We start from the raw sequence: 17,582 nt of genomic DNA on the forward strand, positions 1-17,582 counted from the left end.
GGAAAGGGGAATGGGAACAACCGCGCCTGCAAGCCGACGAAGGCCTGTGACAAGACTGGGCACGGACGCCCGCTTTTACCGATTCCCCACTCCCGATTCCCGATTCCCAGCTACTTCAGCTTGATCTCCCGCAACCGCTCCTCCAGATAGCCCTGCGCGGTGATCGGCTCGGGATAGCGGCTGGGGTTGTCGGCGCTGACGCAGGACGGCAGCACGTCGATCACGAAGTCCGGGTTCGGGTGCAGGAAGAACGGCACCGAGTAGCGCGGCTGGCGCGCCTGCTCGCCCGGCGGGTTGACCACGCGGTGGGTGGTCGAGGGATACACGTGGTTGGTCAGGCGCTGCAGCATGTCGCCGATGTTGACCACGATGGTGTCGGCGTCGGAGGTGAACGGCACCCACTCGCCCTGCTTGGACTTCACTTCCAGGCCGGCGGCGCTGGCGCCGACCAGCAGGGTGATCAGGTTGATGTCCTCGTGGGCGCCGGCGCGCACGTTGGGGATGTCGTCGGCGGTGATCGGCGGGTAATGGATCGGGCGCAGGATCGAATTGCCCGAATCGGTCTTGTCGACGAAGTAGTGCTCGGGCAGGCCGATGTGCAGCGCCAGCGCCGACAGCACGCGCGCGCCGAGCTGGTCCAGCGCCTGGTACAGGCCGTAACCGTGGGTGCGGAACCCGGGCACCTCGCTCGGCCACAGGTTCGGCGGCATCACCGCGCGGTACGGGGAGTCGTCGGCGATCTCGCGGCCGATATGCCAGAACTCCTTCAGGTCGAAATGCTTGGAGTCCTTGGCGGTCTCCACGCCGAAGGCGGTGTAGCCGCGCGCGCCGCCGCCGCCCGGCAGGTGGTACTGGCGCTTGGTCTCCTCGGGCAGGGCGAAGAAGGCCTTGAACACGTCGTAGGCCGCGTCGATCTGCGCCTGGGCGATGCCGTGGTTGCGGATGCCGGCAAAGCCCCACTCGCGGTAGGCCGCGCCCAGCTCGGCGACGAACGCGTCGCGGTCGGTGTCGAAACGGGTGATGTCGAGGGTGGGAATGCGCGCAGTCATGGCAGGAACCGTCATCTCGTGAAAAGGGAACAAACGCCGCGCTCAGCGCAGCAGGCGATACAGCAGGTAGAACGTGACCGCCTTGGCGACGACCACGAAGAGGGCGATGGCGACCGACTCACGCCGCGTCACGGACCGCCTCGGCCAGCGCGTCCAGGGTCTGCTGCATCAGCGTCGCATCGTCGGCCTCGACCGTGACCCGCACCACCGGTTCGGTGCCGGAGGCGCGCAGGAAGGCGCGCCCGCGCCCCTGCACCGCCGCCTGCGCCGCCGCCAGCGCGGCCTTCACGCTATCGGCCTCGAGCGGGCGCACGCCCGGCTGCAGGCGCACGTTGACGGTCTGCTGCGGCACCTTCTGCAGCCCGGCCAGCGCCTCGCGCAGGGTCTGCCGCGAACGCTTGAGCACTTCCAGCACCTGCAGCGCGCTGACGATGGCGTCGCCGGTGGTGGCGCGATCCAGGCACAGCATGTGCCCGGAGGCCTCGCCGCCGAGCACCCCGCCCTGTTCGACCAGCGCCTGGTGCACGTAGCGGTCGCCGACCTTGGCGCGCAGGAACGGCACCTGCAACGCGGCCAGTGCCCGTTCCAGGCCGTAGTTGGTCATCAGCGTGCCGACCACCGGCCCGTGCAGGCGGCCGCTGGCCTGCCAGCCGCAGGCCAGCACGTACAGCAGGCCGTCGCCGTCGACCGGATTGCCCTGGTCGTCGGCCATCAGCACGCGGTCGCCGTCGCCGTCGAAGGCGATGCCCAGGTGCGCGCCATGCTCGCGCACGTTGGCGGCGAGGTTGTCGATGTGCATCGAGCCGACGCCGGCGTTGATGTTGAGTCCGTCCGGCGCGGCGCCGATCGCGATCACCTCCGCGCCCAGTTCGCGGAACAGCAGCGGCGCGATGTGGTAGGTCGCGCCGTGCGCGCAGTCCAGCACCAGCTTCAGTCCGCGCAGGTCGAAGCCGCGCGGCACGCTGGCCTTGCAGAATTCGATGTAGCGGCCGATCGCCTCGCGCGCGCGCATCGCCTTGCCCAGCCGCTCGGACTCGACCGTGGCGAACGGCGCGTCCAGGGCCGCCTCGATCGCCTGCTCGGTGGCGTCGTCGAGCTTCTCGCCGTGGGCGGAAAAGAACTTGATGCCGTTGTCGTAATGCGGATTGTGCGAGGCGCTGATGACGATGCCGGCGTCGGCGCCGAGGGTGCGGGTCAGGAACGCCACCGCCGGGGTCGGCATCGGCCCGAGCAACTGCACGTGGGCGCCGGCCGCGACCAGCCCGGCCTCCAGCGCCGACTCGAACATGTAGCCGGAAATGCGCGTGTCCTTGCCGATCACCACGGTCGGCCGCGCGGTGCCGCCAGCGACCAGCACGCGGCCCAGCGCATTGCCCAGGCGCATCACGAAATCGGCGGAAATCACGCCCTGCCCGACCCGGCCGCGGATGCCGTCGGTGCCGAAGTATTTGCGCGGGCTCATGCGGCGGGGTATCGGGAATGGAACATGGGGAATCGGGAACAGCCGGAGACTTCCAGGAATCGCGACAAACCCGCGCTTGCCGCGCGATGCAACGCACGCGCGGCACCACGATTCCCCAGTCCCGCTTCCCGATTCCCGGCCCTCATGCCGCCTCGCTCTTCGCCGGCGCCGGCGCCGGCGCCGGCTGCCGCATCATCATCGCCAGCAGGTCGGCCAGGCGGTCGCGCAATTCGCGGCGGTCGCAGATCTGGTCGATGGCGCCGTGCTCGAGCAGGAACTCCGAACGCTGGAAGCCTTCCGGCAGGGTCTCGCGCACGGTCTGCTCGATCACGCGCGGGCCGGCGAAGCCGATCAGCGCGTGCGGCTCGGCGATGTTGACGTCGCCGAGCATGGCGAAGCTGGCCGACACGCCGCCGGTGGTGGGATGGGTCAGCACCGACACGTACGGCAGGCCGGCCGCGCGCAGGCGCCCAAGCGCGGCCGAGGTCTTGGCCATCTGCATCAACGAGAACAGGCCTTCCTGCATGCGTGCGCCGCCGCTGGCGGAGAAGCACACGAACGGGGCGCCGATCTTCAGCGCGGTCTCGGCGGCCAGGGCGAAACGCTCGCCGACCACCGAGCCCATCGAGCCGCCCATGAAGGCGAAATCGAACGAGGCCGCGACCAGCGGCTGGCCCTTCAGCAGGCCCTGCATCGCCACCAGCGCGTCGTACTCGCCGGTGCTCTTCTGCGAGGCCTTGATGCGCTCGCCGTACTTCTTCTGGTCCTTGAACTTCAGCACGTCGGTCGGGCCCAGGCGCGCGCCGATCTCGGTCGGCGCGGTGTCGGCGTCGAACAGCGCGGCCAGGCGCGCGCGCGCGCGGATCGCCATGTGGTGGCCGCACTTCGGGCACACCTCCAGGTTCTCCTCCAGCTCCGGCCGGTACAGCACGGCGCTGCAATTGGGACACTTCTCCCACAACCCTTCGGGAACGCTGCGCTTCTTGCTGGGCGTGCTGTCGGTGCGAATGCCCGAAGGCATCAATTTGCTGAGCCAACTCATGCGATGTGACGATCCATTGGGCGGCCGCGAGAGCCGCAGAGGGGCGACAGTCTAACTCGGTCCCCCGGTGGCCTGCAGACGGTGGCGCATGGAGCGGCCAGGCCGGCCGGCACCGACGCGGCCGCCGCCAGGGCGCCTGCGGCCCTCGCCGACCGCGGGACGTGTGGCATCGCCGCCGCCCATCCCGGCACCCCATAAACGCTCCGGGACCAGCGGCCGCGCGCGCCATCGACTGGCGGCGCTGCGCCGCATGCACTTGCGCGCCGCGGATGCGGCATCGCCGCAAACACGAACGCCCGCGCGCGGCGGGCGTTCGCGTACGGACCCGGCGTGGCTCAGCCCGCGTCCAGCGCCTGCCGCAGCGGCGCCAGGAACGCCAGGGCCGCCTCGCGCGCGGCCTGCGGACTGCTGGCCTCGGCCAGCGCCGCGACCAGCGCGCTGCCCACCACCACGCCGTCGGCATCGGTGGCCATGGCCTTGGCGCTGGCGGCGTCCTTGATACCGAAGCCCGCCACCACCGGCACCGGGCAGCGCGCGCGCAGCTGGCGCAGGCGGTCGCCGGCGGCGCGGGTATCCAGCCGGTCAGCACCGGTCACGCCGGCGAAGCTGACGTAGTACAGATAGCCGCGTGCCGCATCGCACAACAGCGCGATGCGCGCATCGCTGGTGGTCGGCGAGGCCAGCACGATCAGGTCCAGGCCGGCGTCGGCGAAGATCGCCAGGGTCTCGGCCGACTCCTCGGGCGGCAGGTCGACCAGCAGCACGCCGTCCACGCCGGCCGCCACCGCCTCCTCGGCGAAACGTGCGGTGCCGTGGATCTCCACCGGGTTGAGGTAGCCCATCAGCACCACCGGGGTGGCCGCGTCGTCGCGACGGAACGCACTGACCGTCTCCAGCACGTAGCGCAGGCCGGCGCCGCGCGCCAGCGCGCGTTCGGAACTGCGCTGGATGGTCGGGCCGTCGGCCATCGGATCGGAGAACGGCACGCCCAGTTCGATCACGTCGGCACCGGCCTCGACCAGCGCATGCATCGCCGGCACGGTCGCCTCCAGCGATGGATCGCCGGCGGTGAGGAAGGGAATCAGGGCCTTGCGGCGTCGGGCATCGAGTCGGGCGAAGGTGTCGGCGAGACGGCTCATGTTGGACCTTTGCGCCCCTCTCCGAGCGGGAGAGGGGTTGGGTGAGGAAAAGAGGCGAAGCGGTGCGGAATTTGGCTTACGGGGCTGCGCCCGTCCCCTCATCCGGCGCTTCGCGCCACCTTCTCCCGAAGGAGAAGGGAACAGCGTTACAGCGCCAGCCCTTCGCGCGCGGCGATGGTGTGCACGTCCTTGTCGCCACGGCCGGACAGGTTGCACAGCACCAGCGCGTCCTTGGGCAGTTCGCGCGCCAGCTTGATCGACTGCGCCACGGCGTGGCTGGACTCCAGCGCGGCGAGGATGCCCTCGGTATGCGCCAGCAGGTGGAACGCGGCCAGCGCCTCGTCGTCGGTGATGCCCTGGTAGGTGGCGCGGCCGCTGTCGGCCAGGAACGCGTGTTCCGGGCCCACGCCCGGGTAGTCCAGGCCGGCGGACACCGAATGGGTCTCGGTGATCTGTCCGTCGTCGTCGCAGATCACGTAGGTGCGGTTGCCGTGCAGCACGCCGGGGCGGCCGGCGGCGATCGAGGCGGCGTGGCGGCCGCTGCCGATGCCGTCGCCGGCGGCCTCGGCGCCGTAGATCTTCACCGAGGCGTCGTTGAGGAAGGCATGGAACAGGCCGATGGCGTTGCTGCCGCCGCCGACGCAGGCGCTGATCGCATCCGGCAGGCGGCCGTAGTCGGCCAGCATCTGCGCGCGCGCCTCGCGGCCGACGATGGCGTTGAAGTCGCGCACCATGCGCGGATACGGGTCGGGGCCGGCGACGGTGCCGATGATGTAGAAGGTGTCCTGCACGTTGGTGACCCAGTCGCGCATCGCCTCGTTGAGCGCGTCCTTGAGCGTGGCCGAGCCGGAGTGCACCGGCACCACCGTGGCGCCGAGCAGCTTCATCCGGTAGACGTTGATCTTCTGCCGCTCGATGTCGGTGGCGCCCATGTACACCACGCATTCCAGGCCCAGGCGCGCGGCCACAGTGGCGCTGGCCACGCCGTGCTGGCCGGCGCCGGTCTCGGCGATGATGCGGGTCTTGCCCATGCGGCTGGCCAGCAGCGCCTGGCCGATGGTGTTGTTGATCTTGTGCGCGCCGGTGTGGTTCAGGTCCTCGCGCTTGAGCAGGATCTGCGCGCCGCCGACTTCGCGGCTGAGCCGCTCGGCGTGGTAGATCGGACTGGGCCGGCCGACGTAGTGGGTCAGGTCCTTGTCGTAGGCGGCGATGAAGGCCGGATCCTGGCGCGCGGCGTCGTAGGCGGCGGCCAGTTCCTGCAGCGGGCCGATCAGGGTCTCGGCGACGAAACGGCCGCCGTAGCGGCCGAAGTGGCCGGCGGCGTCGGGATAGGCGTGGAAGTCGCTGACGGGGACAGAGGACATGGCGCAACCGGAGGGCAACAGGACAGGCTTGCACTTTAGCGCACACGTCGACGCACAAAAACCGATAAAGTCTGACACGAACCGTCAGGAAAACTCACATGTCCACGCTACGCCGCCTGCCCTCGCTCAACGCCCTGCGCGCATTCGAGGCCACCGCGCGGCTGCGCAGCGTCGGCGCCGCGGCCGCGGAGCTGCACGTCACCCATGGCGCGGTCAGCCGCCAGGTGCGGCTGCTGGAGCAGGAACTGGGGCTGCCGCTGCTGCAGCGCGACGGCCGCGGCATCCGCCCGACCGCCGCCGGCACGCGCCTGTGCGAGGCCGCCGGCTCGGCGTTCGCGCAGGTGCACGAGGCGGTGGCGGAGCTGCGCCGCCCAGCGCGCCCGGCCGCGCTGGTGCTGGGCTGCCCCGGCAGCATCCTCGCCCGCTGGATGATCCCGCGGCTGCAGGCGTTGCAGCGCGACCTGCCGGCGCTGACCCTGCACCTGTCCGCGCACGAAGGCGACTTCGCCGCCGACCTGGACGGCCTGGATGCGGCGCTGCTGCTGGGCCAGGCGCCGTGGCCGGCGGACTGGCAGGTGCGCGTGCTGGCGCCGGAGCGGATCGGCCCGGTGCTCAGCCCCGCTCTGCCGCAGGCCGCGGCCCTGGCCACGGCCGCGCCGGCGGCGCTGCAGGGGCTGCCGCTGCTGCATACGGCATCGCGTCCGCAGGCCTGGCCGGCCTGGGCCGAGGCGCAGGGACTGGCGCCGGCGCACTTGCGCTACGGCACCGGCTTCGAACATCTGTATTACCTGCTGGAAGCGGCGCTGGCCGGGATCGGCGTGGCGATCGCGCCGCAGCCGCTGGTCGCCGACGACCTGGCCAACGGCCGCCTGCTGGCGCCCTGGGGGTTCGTCGATACCGGCGGGCAGTGGGCACTGTGCACGCGCCGCGAGGTCCAGGATGGCCGGGTCGAGGCGCTGGCCCAGTGGCTGACGCAGGAACTGCAACGCTGACGCGCGCGACGCGGACGATGGCGCCGCGCGTGGCCTAGCAGTTGGTGTTCAACTCGTGGCAGTCGGCGCGGCGCACTTCCTCGACGAACTTGCGCATCTTGTGGCCGTCCTTGATCCCGGGCTGGCTCTCGATGCCGCTGGACACGTCCACGCCCCACGGCAGGGTGGCGATGATCGCGTCGAACACGTTGTCGCCATTGATGCCGCCGGCGAGCAGGAACGGCCGGTGCAGGCCGGTCGGCAGCCGCGACCAGTCGAAGGTCTTGCCCGAGCCGCCGCTTTCGCCAGGGGCGTGGCTGTCGAACAGGAAGCCGGCGGCGTTGGGGTACTGCAGCTGCAGGGTGCGCGCGTTGATCTCACCGCCGCCCATCGGCACCGCCTTCAGGTACGGCAGGTTGAAGCTGCGGCAGAAACCGTCGTCCTCGTCGCCGTGGAACTGCAACAGGGTCGGACGCACCGTGCGCAGCACTTCGCGCACTTCGTCCTTGGGGTTGTCGCGGAACAGCGCCACCACGTCGACCATGGGCGCGGCGGCCTGGCGCATCGCCCGCGCTTCGGCCGGCGCCACCCGCCGCGGACTGCCATGGGCGAACACGAACCCGATCGAATCCACGCCCAACTCGCCTGCCAGGCGGATATCGCCGGCGCGGGTCATGCCGCAGAACTTGATGCGGGTGCGATACAACGTGCGATTCATAGCGTGACCTCGTCCGGAAGCGTCCAGTGGGCGGGATAGAGGGGACCGACGAACACCAGGCCCTGCGGCGGCGCCGTCGGACCGGCGACGCGGCGATCGCGTCCCGCGAGCAATTCGCCAATCCAGGACACCGGCTTTTCGCCCGTTCCCACCATGACAAGGGAACCAACGATATTGCGCACCATGTGATGAAGGAATGCATTGGCCTGGACCTGGATCTCGACCAGCTCGCCGCTGCGGCTCACCACGATCGACTGCAGTTCGCGCCGCGCGTGCAGCGCCTGGCACTGCACGCTGCGGAAGGCGCTGAAGTCCTGCTCGCCCAGCAGCGCCTGCGCCGCCGCGTGCATGGCCTCGGCCTGCAGCGGCCGCCGCTCCCAGCTCAGGGTCTGCCGGTACAGCGCCGGGCGCACCTGGCGGTTGAGCAGGCGGTAGCGGTAGCGGCGTGCGCGGGCGGAGAAGCGCGCGTGGAAGTCGTCGGCCACCGGCACGCACCAGCGCACGCACACCGAGGGCGGCAGCCGCGCGGTGGCGCCCAGCATCCAGCCGCGCGCCGGGCGCGGCGCATCGCAATCGAAATGCACCACCTGGCATTCGCCGTGCACGCCGGCATCGGTGCGGCCGGCGCAAATCACGCTCACCGGCGCGTCGGCCACCGACGACAGCGCCGCCTGCAGCGTCGCCTGCACGCTGGGGCCGCCGCTCTCGCCGAGCTGCTGCCAGCCCTGGAACTCGCTGCCGTCGTACTCCACCCCTAGCGCGTAGCGCATGGCGACCTCCACTGCAGTGCGACCTCGGCGTCGGCGCGCCGTGCGGCCGGCGCGTGCCTGGACCAGCGCAGGGCGCCCGCGACACAGCCGTGGCAGTACACCTGCAATGCCGGCAACGCGGGCACGGCGCCGCGCCCGCGCCGCCGACGCGCAGGCTGCCGCAAGGCCGTCCCGAGCCAGGCCGGACGGCCGCGGCAAGCGCGCCGCGCGCCGCCTGCCGCCATCAGTCCAGCCGTCCCAGCAACTGCAGCGCCTCGGCACGCGCGGCCGGGTCGCCGCTGGCCGCGACCTCGGTCAGCAAGGTGCGGGCGGTCTCGTTGTCGCCCAGGTCCATGTACGCCACCGCCAGTTCCAGCCGCTCGCGGCCCACCGGCGGATACGGCGACGGCACTTCGGCCGGCGCCGGTGCCGGCGCCACCGGCTGGTGCCAGGTCGGCTCCTGCCGGCCGGCGCCGGCATCGCTGTCGCCATGCAGGTCGCTGCTCGGCACCGCGGACAGCGGCGCCGGTTGCTGCCAGGACGTCTCGGCCGCGGACTCGACGGCCGGGGTGGCATGCGGATGGGCATCGGCCGCGTCGACGGAATGGATGTCGTCGTTGCCCGCGGACAGCGGCGCATCGGCCGGCGCATGGCGCAGCGTCTGCTGCGCCAGCGCGCGCTCGAAGGCGTCGTCGTCGAACGCCGCGTGGTGATCCACGTGGTGCTCGGCGTGATCGTCGGCAGGATGGTCGACGTGGTCGGTGAATTCCGGCTCCTCCCGTGCATGCTCGTCGCGGCTGACCAGGTCGTCCTCGACCAGCGGCTCGGCGGGCTCCAGCGGCGGCAGTTCCGGCGCATCGACATCGCGGTGCGCGACCACCGGTACCGCGGCGCTCGCCGCCAGCGCCGCGTCGTCGTCGCGCGGCAGCGGCGGCAGCGGCGAAGGCTTGCGCCGGCGCGACAGCAGCCAGGCGCCAAGGCCCAGCACCAGCAGGCTCACCCCGCCCCACAACCACAGCGGCCAGCCCGTGCTGGCCGGCGCCTGCGCGGCCGCCGGCGTCGCCTGCCCGGCCTGCGCCAGGCGCTTCTGCGCCGCGGCCAGGTCGCTGTCCTTCAGCGCGATCAGTTGCTGCTGCTGGGCCTTGAGCTTTTCGAGCTGCTCCACCCGCGAGCGCAGTTCCTGGACCTCGGCATCGCGTGCCGCGAGGTCTTCGCGCGCCTGCTGCAATTGTTGGGTCGCCACCATGTCTCCTTGGTCGCCGGCACCGGTGCCGGACTTGGTTCCCGCCTCGCGACGCGTCGCCGGCACCGCCGGCGCGATTTCCAGGCGTGCGCCGGCTGCGGCGGCGGCCGGCCTGGGCGCGGCCTGCACTGTCGCCGCGTCCTGCTGCGCCTGGGCCGGCTGCGGCACCGGCGCGCGCGCCTGGCGCCATTGCGCCGCCTGCTCGCGCACCACCGCCTCCGCCGCGGCGGCGTCCAGGCTGGCCAGGTCCTCCTCGCGCGGGGTGCGCAGCACCGCGCCCTGCTTGAGCAGGTTGAGGTTGCCGCGGATAAAGGCGTCCGGGTTGGCGCGCAGCAGCGCGACCATGGTCTGGTCCAGCGAATGGCCGTTGCCGCGTGCGAGCTGCCCGGCGATTTGCGACAGGGTCTGCCCGGCGCGCACCGGCGCCAGCGCATCGCCGGGTGCGGCCGCGGGGGCCGGCGCCTGACGCGGCGCGGCGGCCGGCCTGGCGCCCGGCGCCGCCGGGGCAGCCGGCGTGGCGGCAGCCGCAGCCGCCGGGGCGGCCGTGGACGCCTCGCGGGCGATGCGGTCGGACGGCTGCGCCGCGGCCGGCGCGTTGATCGCCGGCGCATCCACGGCCGCGGCGGTGTTGGGCGCATCGATCAGCGCGGAATACTCGCGGATCAGCCGCCCCTGGCCCCAATCGACCTCGATCAGGAAGCTCAGCGACGGCACGTCGACCGGCATGCGGCTGCTGACCTGGATCACCGCGCGGCCCTTGCGGGTCTGGGTGAAGCGGAACTGCAGATCGCTGACCAGGCCCTGCGGGCGCTCCAGCCCGACCCGCGCGAAGGTCGCCGGCGAGGCCAGCGCCACCCGCGCCCGCTCCAGTTCGCCCGGCTCGTTGGAGATCACCGGGATCTCGGCCAGGAACGGCTCGCCCGGCTTGGACAGCACGCGGATATCGCCCAGACCCAGCGCCAGCGCGGCCTGGCTGCAGGCCAGCAACAGCAGCGCAGCGGCAGCGCGACAGACGTGACGCAACCCGCGCGCGGCGGACGCCGCATCGCCGCCGCGGCGATGGAACAAACGTGGTTGTAGGCGCATCCCGCCCCTGCCCCTTGTAGTCATGCCATCAATATATATGAAGCCGGGATTGGGGATTGGGGATTGGGGATTGGGGATTGGGGATTCGGTGCGGACGCGGCAGCGGCGCGGTGCGCGGTGGCGTTGGGTGCGCGAGTGCTTCAGTTCCATCGTGGGTTGGCGACCGACGCGCACTGCACTGCACGCGCTTGTGCCATGGCTCGGCGAAACGCGCCTTGTCCTGTAGGAGCGGCTTCAGCCGCGACGGCGTTCCCAGGAATGCGTCGTCGCGGCTGAAGGTACGCCATTCATCATCGCACCCGCAGCGCCCCCTTCCAGCACACCGCGAACGCCGGACACGACAACGGCCAGGGCATCCGCCACTGGCCGTTGCATGATTGTCGGGATTTGCGCACCACGCAGCCCAGGAACAGCCCGCGCTGCGCAGCGCTACGAATCCTCAATCCCGACTGCCGAATCCCGCCCTTTCAGCCCTGCTGCGCCACCAACTCGGCCAACTGCACCGCATTGAGCGCGGCGCCCTTGCGGATGTTGTCGGCGACCACCCACAGGTTCAGGCCGCGCGGGTGCGAGAAGTCCTCGCGGATGCGGCCGACGAACACCGGGTCCTTGCCCGAGGCATGAGTCACCGGGGTCGGATAGCCGCCGGCCTTGTGCTCGTCGACCACTTCCACGCCGGGCGCCTGACCCAGCAGTGCGCGCGCCTGCTCGACGGTGATCTTGCGCTTGGTCTCGATGTTGACCGCCTCCGAATGCCCGAAGAACACCGGCACGCGCACCGCGGTGGGGTTCACCAGGATGCTGCTGTCCTCGAGGATCTTCTGCGTCTCCCACACCAGCTTCATCTCTTCCTTGGTGTAGCCGTTGGGCTGGAAGTCGTCGATGTGCGGGATCAGGTTGAAGGCGATCTGCGCCTGGAACTTCTGCGGCTCGATGTCCTGGAACGCCAGCAGCTGCGCGGTCTGCTTGCCCAGTTCCTCCATGCCCGAGCGGCCGGCGCCGGACACCGACTGGTAGGTGGCCACGTTGATGCGCTCGATGCCGTACTCCTTGTGGATCGGCGCCAGCACCGGCATCAGCTGCATGGTCGAGCAGTTGGGGTTGGCGACGATGCCGCGCGGGCGGTGCTTCAGCGCGTGCGGATTGACCTCCGACACCACCAGCGGCACGTCGTCGTCGTAGCGGAAGGTCGAGGAGTTGTCGATCACCACCGCGCCGGCCGCAGCGAACTTCGGCGCGTACTCCTTGGAGATGCCGCCGCCGGCGGAAAACAGCGCGATGTCCACGCCGGTCGGGTCGAAGGTCGCCAGGTCGAGCACGGTGACCTTCTGGCCCTTGAACTCGACCTGCCCGCCGGCCGAGCGCTCGGAGGCCAGCGGGTACAGGGTGGCGACGGGGAAATCGCGCTCGGCGAGGATGCTCAGCATGGTTTCGCCGACGGCACCGGTGGCGCCGACGACGGCGACGTTGAAACGACGGGTTGCATTGCTCATGGAAGGATTCGATCCGCAGGAAGATAAAAGGGGAGGAACAGCCGCACTGCCACGTGGATTCGGGGAACCTGCCGTGCGCGCCGCGCGCGGCGCCGCAGGCTCCCTATCGTTTTTTGTCCGCAATCGTCCGCGCGCCGCCGGCCGCGGCGATCGCGTCCAGGTTCAGCGCGTTGGGCGGGCGTCCGGCGTCGGCGCCGATGCCCAGCGCGGCGAGCAGGTTGTCCACCGCCAGCGCCACCATCGCGCGGCGCGTGGCCACGCTGGCGCTGCCGATGTGCGGGGTCAGCACCACGTTGCGCAGCGCCAGCAGCTCCGGACGGATCGCCGGCTCGCCTTCGAACACGTCCAGCCCGGCCGCGGCCAGGCGCCCGTTGGCCAGCGCGTCGGCCAGCGCGACCTCGTCGACCAGGCCGCCGCGGGCGATGTTCACCAGCGTCGCGGTCGGCCGCATCTTCGCCAGCGCGGCGGCATCGATGACGTGGTGCGACTGCGCGCTGTACGGCAGCACCAGCAGCAGGTGGTCGGCGCGCGCCAACAGGTCGTCGAAGCCGACGTACTCGGCGCGGTGCGCGCGCTCCACCTCGGCCGGCAGGTGGCTGCGGTTGTGGTACAGCACGCGCATCGAAAATCCCGCGGCGCGGCGCGCGATGGCCTGGCCGATGCGGCCCATGCCGAGGATGCCGAGGGTGCTGCCATGGACATCGGCGCCGAGCATGGTCTGGAACGACCACTGCTGCCACTGCCCCGCGCGCAGCCAGCGCTCGGCCTCGCCGATGCGCCGCGCCGCCGCCATCAGCAGCGCGAAGCCGAGATCGGCGGTGGTCTCGGTGAGCACGTCGGGGGTGTTGGTGGCGACGATGCCGGCCGCGCTGAGCGCGTCCAGATCCAGATTGTTGTAGCCGACGCCGACGTTGGCGATGGCGCGCAAGCGCGGCGCGCCGGCGATCTCGGCGGCGCCGATGCGTTCGTTGAGGGTGACCAGGGCGCCGTCCAGCGGCGCCAGCGCCGCGACCAGGTCCTGCGGCGAATACCGGGTCACGTCCGCGGTGGTGGTCAGCGCGCAATGCTCGCCGAGCCGTGCGACGACGTCGTCGAACAGCGGCTGGCTGACCCACACCCGCGGCCGCGACTCAGCCATCGCCACCGCCGGGGATGCGCGGCGTGACCGTGCCGACGTCGCCGCACTGCGCGCGGTGGCGCAGGGCCTGGTCCATCAGCACCAGCGCCATCATCGCCTCGGCGATCGGGGTGGCGCGGATGCCGACGCAGGGATCGTGGCGGCCGGTGGTGATCACGTCCACCGCCTGCCCGTCCACGTCCACCGTGGCGCCGGGCAGGCGCAGGCTGGAGGTGGGCTTGAACGCCACCGAGACGACGATGGGCTGGCCGGTGGCGATGCCGCCGAGCACGCCGCCGGCATGGTTGGACTGGAACCCGTCCGGCGCGATCAGGTCGCGGTGCTCGGTGCCCTTCTGGGTCACCGCGGCGAAGCCGTCGCCGATCTCCACGCCCTTGACCGCGTTGATGCTCATCATCGCCGCGGCCAGTTCGCCGTCGAGCTTGCCGTAGATCGGCTCGCCCCAGCCCGGCGGCACGCCGTCGGCGACCACGGTGACCCGCGCGCCGATCGAATCGCCGGACTTGCGCAGCGCATCCATGTACGCCTCCAGCTCCGGCACCTGCGGCGCATGCGGCCAGAAGAACGCGTTGTCCTCCACCGCCTCCCAGGCGAAGCCCTGCGGCAGCAGCGGCCCGAGCTGGGACAGGTAGCCTCGCACGCGCACGCCGTAGCGCTGCGCCAGCCACTTCTTGGCGATGACGCCGGCGGCCACGCGCATGGTGGTCTCGCGCGCCGACGAGCGCCCGCCGCCGCGCGGATCGCGGATGCCGTACTTCTGCCAGTAGCTGTAGTCGGCATGGCCGGGGCGGAACTGCCGGGCGATGTCGGTGTAGTCCTTGCTGCGCTGGTCGGTGTTGCGGATCAGCAGGCCGATCGGGGTGCCGGTGGTGCGGCCCTCGTAGACCCCGGACAGGATCTCGACGGCGTCGGCCTCGCGCCGCGCCGAGGTGTGCCGGCTCTTGCCGGTGGCGCGGCGCTGCAGGTCGTGGGCGAACTCGCCGGCGTCCAGTTCCAGGCCGGGAGGACAGCCGTCGACCACGCAGCCGATCGCCGGCCCGTGCGATTCGCCGAAGGTGGTGACGGTCAGCAGGGTGCCGAAACTGTTCGCGCTCATGGCCGTCGCGTCACCGGTCCGCGGCCAGCGCGGCGATGCGCGCGTGGTGCGCCAGCAGTTCGCTGCGCTCCACCGCGAAGATGCCCATCTGCCCGACCTTGAACTCGACCCAGGCGAAGTCCACTTCCGGCAGCAGCTGCGCCAGCGCGCGCTCGGACTCGCCGACCTCGCAGATCAGCAGGCCGTCCTCGCTCAGGTGCGCCGGCGCGTCGCGCAGGATCTTCAGCGCCAGGTCCAGGCCGTCGTCGCCGGCGCGCAGGCCCAGCTCCGGCTCGTGCGCGTATTCCGGCGGCAGCGCGTCGGTCTCGGCGTGGGTGACGTAGGGCGGATTGGTCACGATCAGCTCGTAGCGGCGCCCGCCCAGCCCGGCGAACAGGTCGGACTTGACCAGCGCGACGTTGTCGGCGAGCAGCCGTTGCTTGTTCTCGGCGGCCAGGCTCAGCGCGTCGTCGCTGATGTCGACCGCGTCCACCTGCCAGTTCGGGTTGTAGTGGGCCATGGCGATGGCGATGCAGCCCGAGCCGGTGCACAGGTCCAGCGCGCGCTCGACCGGGCGACCGGCCAGCCACGGCTCGAAACCGGCCTCGATCAGCTCGGCGATCGGCGAGCGCGGCACCAGCGCGCGCGCGTCGCTCTTGAAGCTGAGACCGGCGAACCAGGCCTCGCCGGTGAGGTAGGCGGCGGGGATGCGCTCGGCGATGCGGCGCTCGAACAGCGCCAGCACCTGCGCCTTCTCCGGCGTGGTGACCCGCGCGCTGCCATAGGCCGGGCCCAGGTCGTGCGGCAGGTGCAGCGCGTGCAGCACCAGTTGCGTGGCCTCGTCCAGGGCGTTGTCGTAGCTGTGGCCGAAGCTCAGCCCGGCGGCGTTGAAACGGCTGGTGCCGTAGCGGATCAGGTCGATGATCGTGTGGAGTTCGGCGGCCGCGTCGGCAGTCATGGCAACAGGCAAGGCAATTCGGCCCCCGATTATAGAGGCCCGGCCGCTATGATGAGCGTTCGTTGCATGGGAAATCAGTATGTTCAACCGCACCTTCGGCATCGTCCTGGTGGTTGCCCTGGCCGCCGGCCTGGGGCTGCTGCTGGCCCAGAAGTACTTCGGCGGCGGCGCCGCCCCGGCCTGGCCGGAGACCCGCACGGTGCGCATGTACCCGCAGCCGCGGCCGCTGCCCGACTTCCGCCTGCGCCAGACCGACGGCACGCCGCTGGTGCCGGGCGAGCTCAAGGGCCACTGGACCCTGGTGTTCCTGGGCTTCACCGCCTGCCCGGACGTGTGCCCGACCACCCTGGCCGACCTGGCGCGCGCGCAGAAGCAATGGCAGACCCTGCCGGACACGCTGCGCCCGCGCGTGCTGTTCGTCTCGGTCGACCCGCAGCGCGACACCCTGCCGCGGCTGGGCGAGTACGCCCACGCCTTCCACAAGGACACCATCGCCGCCACCGCCGACGTGCCCGAGCTGGAGCGCTTCGCCACCGCGCTGGGCTTCGTGTTCCAGAAGGTGCCCGGCAAGCACTACGCCGAGAACCCGAACGACTACAGCATGGACCACTCCGCCGCGATCGCGGTGCTCGACCCGCAGGGCCGCCAGGCCGGACTGATCCGCCCGCCGTTCGATGCCGCGGCGATCGCCGCCGACCTGCAGGCGCTGACCAAGGCCACCGCCCCATGAGCCTGACCACCCGCCTGACCTACGTGCTGCCGCACCGGCTGCTGTCCTCGCTGGCGCGGCGCCTGGCCTACTCGTCGCGGCCGGCGCTGAAGCAGTGGCTGATCGACACGGTGGTGCGCCGCTTCGGCGTGGACCTCAGCGAAGCCGCGCAACCGGATGCGCGCGCCTACCCGACCTTCAATGCCTTCTTCACTCGTGCGCTCAAGCCCGGCGCGCGCGTCCCCGACCCCGATCCGCGGACGCTGCTGATGCCGGCCGACGGCCGCATCAGCCAGCTCGGCCGGATCGAAAACGGACGCATCTTCCAGGCCAAGGGGCAATCGTTCACCGCCGCCGAACTGCTCGGCGACGACACCGCGGCGGCGCCATTCGCCAATGGCCTGTACGCCACCGTGTACCTGTCGCCGCGCGACTACCACCGCGTGCACATGCCCTGGACCGGCACCCTGCGCGAAACCGTGCACGTGCCGGGCCGGCTGTTCAGCGTCGGCACCGATGCGGTGCGCAGCGTGCCGCGCCTGTTCGCGCGCAACGAGCGGCTGGTCTGCCATTTCGACACCGACTTCGGCCCGATGGTGTCGGTGATGGTCGGCGCGCTGCTGGTGTCCGGCGTGGAAACGGTGTGGAGCGGCGTGGAGATCCCGCGCTACGCCGACCGCATCACCCGCAAGGATTGGCGCGGCAAGGGGATCACCCTGCAGCGGTTCGAGGAGATGGCGCGCTTCAACTACGGCTCGACGGTGATCGTGCTGTTGCCGCCCGGCGTGGCCGCATTCGACCCGGCGCTGGCGGCGGAATCGCCGGTGCGGCTGGGCCAGGCGCTGGCGCGCTTGCTGCACTGACGCGCACAGGGGCCGTTACGCGGCCCCTTGTGGAATGCCCTTGTGGGAGGGACTTCAGTCCCGACGCGATGACGGTGAAGCACCGCCGACGCGCGCTGGCTGACGGAAACGCCACACATCCGACACTGCGATCGCCCGTACCCTCATCCGGCGCTGCGCGCCACCTTCTCCCGATGGGAGAAGGGATGGGAGCTCGCTCGGGTCTTGCAGCAGTACGGCAGCGACAGTCCCCCACTGTGGGAGGGACTTCAGTCCCGACGCGATGACGGTGAAGCACCGCCGACGCGCGCTGGCTGACGGAAACGCCACACATCCGACACTGCGGTCGCCGGTACCCTCATCCGGCGCTGCACGCCACCTTCTCCCGGGGGGAGAAGGAATGGGAGTCCGCCTGGGCCTCCCAGCAATGCGGCAGCGACAGTCCCCCACTGTGGGAGGGACTTCAGTCCCAACGCGATGACAGTGAAGCACCGCCGACGCGCGCTGGCTGACGGAAACGCCACACATCCGACACTGCGATCGC

General features: G+C 71.3%; 15 protein-coding genes. 3 read left to right on the top strand and 12 right to left on the bottom strand.

The window, feature by feature from the left end:
- Nucleotides 1-110: 110 nt before the first annotated feature.
- From NKJ47_RS14475 to trpB, 5 genes are all read right to left on the bottom strand, one after another.
- A complete protein-coding gene (locus tag NKJ47_RS14475) occupies nt 111-1,049 on the bottom strand; it encodes an isopenicillin N synthase family dioxygenase (RefSeq protein ID WP_254458539.1) in 939 nt (312 codons plus the stop codon).
- Between the two features lie 118 nt (nt 1,050-1,167).
- Nucleotides 1,168-2,511 carry a phosphoglucosamine mutase gene (gene glmM / locus NKJ47_RS14480; protein WP_254458540.1) on the bottom strand — a complete coding sequence of 448 codons (1,344 nt, stop codon included), beginning with the start codon at nt 2,509-2,511 and terminating at the stop codon, nt 1,168-1,170.
- Nucleotides 2,512-2,653: 142 nt separating this feature from the next.
- A complete protein-coding gene (accD, locus tag NKJ47_RS14485; RefSeq protein ID WP_254458541.1) occupies nt 2,654-3,553 on the bottom strand; it encodes an acetyl-CoA carboxylase, carboxyltransferase subunit beta in 900 nt (299 codons plus the stop codon).
- 335 nt (nt 3,554-3,888) lie between these two features.
- Nucleotides 3,889-4,692 carry a tryptophan synthase subunit alpha gene (gene trpA, locus NKJ47_RS14490; RefSeq protein ID WP_254458542.1) on the bottom strand — a complete coding sequence of 268 codons (804 nt, stop codon included), beginning with the start codon at nt 4,690-4,692 and terminating at the stop codon, nt 3,889-3,891.
- 146 nt (nt 4,693-4,838) lie between these two features.
- Nucleotides 4,839-6,056 carry a tryptophan synthase subunit beta gene (gene trpB / locus NKJ47_RS14495; RefSeq protein ID WP_254458543.1) on the bottom strand — a complete coding sequence of 406 codons (1,218 nt, stop codon included), beginning with the start codon at nt 6,054-6,056 and terminating at the stop codon, nt 4,839-4,841.
- 98 nt (nt 6,057-6,154) lie between these two features.
- Between trpB and NKJ47_RS14500 the strand changes: the two genes are divergently transcribed.
- Nucleotides 6,155-7,048 (top strand): LysR family transcriptional regulator, encoded by an 894-nt coding sequence (locus NKJ47_RS14500; protein ID WP_254458544.1) that lies wholly within the window; start codon nt 6,155-6,157, stop codon nt 7,046-7,048.
- A 34-nt stretch (nt 7,049-7,082) separates the two neighbouring features.
- Here NKJ47_RS14500 and NKJ47_RS14505 read toward each other — a convergent pair whose 3' ends face one another.
- From NKJ47_RS14505 to prmB, 7 genes are all read right to left on the bottom strand, one after another.
- A complete protein-coding gene (locus NKJ47_RS14505; RefSeq protein ID WP_254458545.1) occupies nt 7,083-7,745 on the bottom strand; it encodes a phosphoribosylanthranilate isomerase in 663 nt (220 codons plus the stop codon).
- Complete coding sequence (gene truA / locus NKJ47_RS14510) at nt 7,742-8,515, bottom strand: tRNA pseudouridine(38-40) synthase TruA (RefSeq protein WP_254458546.1); 774 nt, start codon at nt 8,513-8,515, stop codon at nt 7,742-7,744. The genes NKJ47_RS14505 and truA overlap by 4 nt, the downstream gene beginning before the upstream one ends.
- Nucleotides 8,516-8,738: 223 nt before the next feature.
- Nucleotides 8,739-10,823, bottom strand: coding sequence for a FimV/HubP family polar landmark protein (locus NKJ47_RS14515; RefSeq protein WP_254458547.1), 2,085 nt, complete (start codon nt 10,821-10,823; stop codon nt 8,739-8,741).
- 467 nt (nt 10,824-11,290) lie between these two features.
- The gene (locus tag NKJ47_RS14520; RefSeq protein WP_254458548.1) at nt 11,291-12,316 is read right to left on the bottom strand and encodes an aspartate-semialdehyde dehydrogenase; all 1,026 of its coding nucleotides are present in this window, start codon (nt 12,314-12,316) and stop codon (nt 11,291-11,293) included.
- 103 nt (nt 12,317-12,419) lie between these two features.
- On the bottom strand, nt 12,420-13,454 hold the full coding sequence (locus NKJ47_RS14525) for a 2-hydroxyacid dehydrogenase (RefSeq protein WP_254458549.1): 1,035 nt from the start codon (nt 13,452-13,454) through the stop codon (nt 12,420-12,422).
- The gene (gene aroC, locus NKJ47_RS14530) at nt 13,447-14,550 is read right to left on the bottom strand and encodes a chorismate synthase (RefSeq protein WP_254458550.1); all 1,104 of its coding nucleotides are present in this window, start codon (nt 14,548-14,550) and stop codon (nt 13,447-13,449) included. Before aroC ends, NKJ47_RS14525 begins: the two co-directional genes overlap by 8 nt.
- 10 nt (nt 14,551-14,560) lie before the next feature.
- Entirely contained in the window at nt 14,561-15,487 is a 927-nt protein-coding gene (gene prmB, locus NKJ47_RS14535; RefSeq protein ID WP_254458551.1) for a 50S ribosomal protein L3 N(5)-glutamine methyltransferase, read from the bottom strand.
- A 79-nt stretch (nt 15,488-15,566) separates the two neighbouring features.
- On the opposite strand from prmB, the gene NKJ47_RS14540 reads away from it, so the two are divergent.
- Complete coding sequence (locus NKJ47_RS14540) at nt 15,567-16,217, top strand: SCO family protein (RefSeq protein WP_254458552.1); 651 nt, start codon at nt 15,567-15,569, stop codon at nt 16,215-16,217.
- The gene (gene asd / locus NKJ47_RS14545) at nt 16,214-17,059 is read left to right on the top strand and encodes an archaetidylserine decarboxylase (protein ID WP_254458553.1); all 846 of its coding nucleotides are present in this window, start codon (nt 16,214-16,216) and stop codon (nt 17,057-17,059) included. The genes NKJ47_RS14540 and asd overlap by 4 nt, the downstream gene beginning before the upstream one ends.
- Nucleotides 17,060-17,582 lie beyond the last annotated feature (523 nt).

Origin of the sequence: Xanthomonas sacchari (genome assembly GCF_024266585.1) — a bacterium.
GTDB classification, from domain to species: domain Bacteria; phylum Pseudomonadota; class Gammaproteobacteria; order Xanthomonadales; family Xanthomonadaceae; genus Xanthomonas_A; species Xanthomonas_A sacchari_C.